General features: G+C 57.7%; 4 protein-coding genes. All 4 read right to left on the bottom strand.

The features are described from left to right. Nucleotides 1-348 (bottom strand): hypothetical protein (locus tag ACOCD2_RS15805; RefSeq protein ID WP_305801907.1); only part of this gene is annotated, 348 nt, incomplete at its 3' end. Next, a complete protein-coding gene (locus ACOCD2_RS15800) occupies nucleotides 345-1,400 on the bottom strand; it encodes a virulence RhuM family protein (RefSeq protein WP_293649407.1) in 1,056 nt (351 codons plus the stop codon). The genes ACOCD2_RS15800 and ACOCD2_RS15805, both read right to left, overlap by 4 nt. After that, entirely contained in the window at nucleotides 1,397-2,128 is a 732-nt protein-coding gene (locus ACOCD2_RS15795) for an N-6 DNA methylase (protein WP_308318454.1), read from the bottom strand. Before ACOCD2_RS15795 ends, ACOCD2_RS15800 begins: the two co-directional genes overlap by 4 nt. After that, the coding region (locus ACOCD2_RS15790) for a class I SAM-dependent DNA methyltransferase (protein WP_305800973.1) at nucleotides 2,083-2,838 on the bottom strand (756 nt) is incomplete at its 5' end. The genes ACOCD2_RS15795 and ACOCD2_RS15790, both read right to left, overlap by 46 nt.

The raw sequence follows: 2,838 nt of genomic DNA, 5'->3' as shown, positions 1-2,838 counted from the left end.
CATTTCAAGGAACTCAGGATATATTGTGGTTTCATTTATACGAAACCGCATCATCAAATCCGGGTATGAGCAGTTTTTTATTTCTCCCTTAAACAGAGCTGAACGCCCAACTTTGTCCCGGGTATTTGACCTGCTCACAAGAAAGTCCCCTGGGCGCAGCAAGAAGTTATCTACCTTGCTGTCATCTACTGGCGCGGGTTTGATTTGGGTTGTATCCAAACCAAAATCACTCAACGCTCCAAGCCCGAGAATCCATTTCCCGTTTGGTTCTTCAGGGCAAACTGGCGAGTATCCATTTTGCACAGGCTGAGACAGCAGCGTTTTCAACTTCACCTTGTGCCAACTCACTCCTTATCCTCCGGCCTCTTCATTTCTAAATGCTTCGCAGCATCCTCCAGCACCTTGATAGCCTCCGTTTCGCCAATGGCTTCTTTGTGTTTCCTTCGGCGTTCCGCGAATTGCTCATATTCCTTTCGGGCGCGCTCGTCCGCCGCTTTCTTGCTGACACTTCCGGCATTGGACAATACCCTGCGCTCATTGAAGGCTAGGAACTCGTCGAGCTTCTGCTCCCAGTCCTGCATGAAGATCTGCTTGCGGCGGCGGGCCTGGTCTTCGGCGAAGTCGAGCCACATGACTACGATGCGGTTGAGTTCGTCGATTTCCGGCTCGTCAAGATAGTTCTTGGCGATGGTGACATCGGTTTTGCGGACTTCATTGCCTTTCCAGGAGGTCAGGCCCATGTTGGGCAGTTCGTGATTGGCGCGGCGCTGGATGAGTTCGGCGGCGGTCATGCCCGTGGCGGCGTAATGCAGTTTGTTCTGAATGACGCGGAAGAATTTGGTGGTCTCTGGCCAGGAGGGGTCGTAGTCGCCTGCCATGGCGAAGATTTCCTTCACCCGCAGGTACATGCGCCGCTCGCTGGCGCGGATGTCGCGAATGCGTTCCAGCATCTCGTCGAAATAGTCGGGCACGCCTGAGCCGGCCACGGGTGGGTTCTTCAGTCGCTCGTCGTCCATGGTGAAGCCCTTGACCAAGTACTCCCGCAGCCGCTCGGTGGCCCAGCGTCGGAACTGGGTGCCCCGCTGGCTGCGCACCCGGTAGCCCACGGCCAGGATGGCGTCGAGATTGAAGTGCTTTACGTTGTATTCCTTGCCGTCGGCGGCAGTTGTTCGGAAAAACCGAACAACTGAATCTTCTTGTAACTCATTGTCCTGAAATATGTTTTTCAGGTGTTCGCTGATGGTGGCCTTGGATTTCTGGTATAGCTCGCAGAGCATGGCCTGGCTCAGCCAGATGGTCTCATCCTCGAAACGGCATTCAAGGCGGGTTGAGCCGTCCTCGGCCTGATAGAACAGGATTTCGCCCCGTTGTGAGACGATGTCTTCGTCTTCCCGGCTCATCGTTCGATCTCCGCCAGCTTTTGCGCCATCTTTGCCCGCACCTCGGCCAGTTCCTTTTCCAGCTGGTCGATTTCCCGTTGCACGGCGTCGATGTCGATTTCTTCCTCTTCCTCGAAGGTGTCCACGTAGCGCGGGATGTTGAGGTTGAAGTCGTTTTCCTGGATCTCCTCGAAACTGGCAACGTGGGCGTATTTGTCCACGTCCTTGCGGGCTTCGTAGGTGGCGACGATTTTCTCGATATGGCCTTCGGCCAGGGTGTTCTGGTTCTTGCCGGATTCGTATTCGCGGCTGGCGTCGATGAAGACCACGTCGCGCCGTTTCTCATTGGTGCCGCCTTTTTCCCGTGAGCGGTCGAACACCAGAATGGCCACCGGGATGCCGGTGGTGGGGAACAGGTTGGCGGGCAGGCCGATGACGGCGTCCAGCAGGTTGTCCTCGATGAGCCGGCGGCGGATGCGGCCTTCGGCGCCGCCACGGAACAGCACGCCGTGGGGCGCGACCACGGCGACACGGCCTTCCTTCTCCAGCGCCGCCTCGATCATGTGGCTGATGAAGGCGTAGTCGCCCTTGCTCTTGGGCGGGATGCCGCGCCAGAAGCGGTTGAAACGGTCGTTCTCGGCCTCGTCCTGGCCCCATTTGTCCAGCGAGAAGGGCGGGTTGGCCACCACCACGTTGAATTTCATCAGGCGGTCTTTTCCACCAGCGCAGGACTGGTGAGGGTGTTGCACCATTCGATGCGGGCGCCGTCCATGCCGTGCAGAAACATGTTCATGCGCGCCAGCGCCCAAGTGCTGCCGTTGACTTCCATGCCGAACAGGGCGAAGTCGCGGCCGTCGATCTCACGGGCCGCCTCGACGAGCAGGCCGCCGGAGCCACAGGCGGGGTCGCAGATGCGGTCACCTTCTTTGGGCTGGGCCAGTTTGGCCAGCAGTTCCGAGACCTTGTGGGGGGTGTAGAACTCGCCGGCCTTCTTGCCCGCGTCGGAGGCGAAGCGTTCGATGAGGTAGATATAGGTGTTGCCGATCACGTCTTCCGAGACGCGGCTGGGGCGCATATTCAGCTGGGGCTTGTTGAAGTCTTCCAGCAGATGTTTCAGGCGATGGTTGCGATCCTTGGTGCGGCCCAGGTTGGCCTCGGAGTTGAAATCGATGTTGCGGAACACGCCTTCGAGTTTGGATTTGTTGGCTTCTTCGATGGCATCCAGGGCGATGTTGATCAGCTCACCGATATTGGGTTCGTTACGTTGTTCGTAGAGATCGTAGAAGCTGGCGCCCTTCGGCAGCACGAAACGCTCGCGGGTCAGCTTGCGGTGGATACGCTCCTCGTCGTCGCCGTATTGTTTTTTGTAGCCTTTGTAGTGATCCTGCCAGGTGTCGGAGATGTATTTCAGGAACAGCGTCACCAGGATGTAGTCCTTGTACTGGGCCGGGTCCACGAC

This window comes from Thiolapillus sp., from assembly GCF_048562965.1.
Lineage (GTDB): Bacteria > Pseudomonadota > Gammaproteobacteria > Chromatiales > Chromatiaceae > Thiolapillus > Thiolapillus brandeum_A.
Note: the sequence above shows the minus strand (reverse complement) of the source record. Positions and strands in the feature narration are given on the sequence as shown.

Coding starts and splice junctions, on each gene's coding strand:
- ACOCD2_RS15800 (WP_293649407.1), bottom strand. CDS start 1,400: ATGAGCCGGGAAGACGAAGACATCGTCTCACAACGGGGCGAAATCCTG.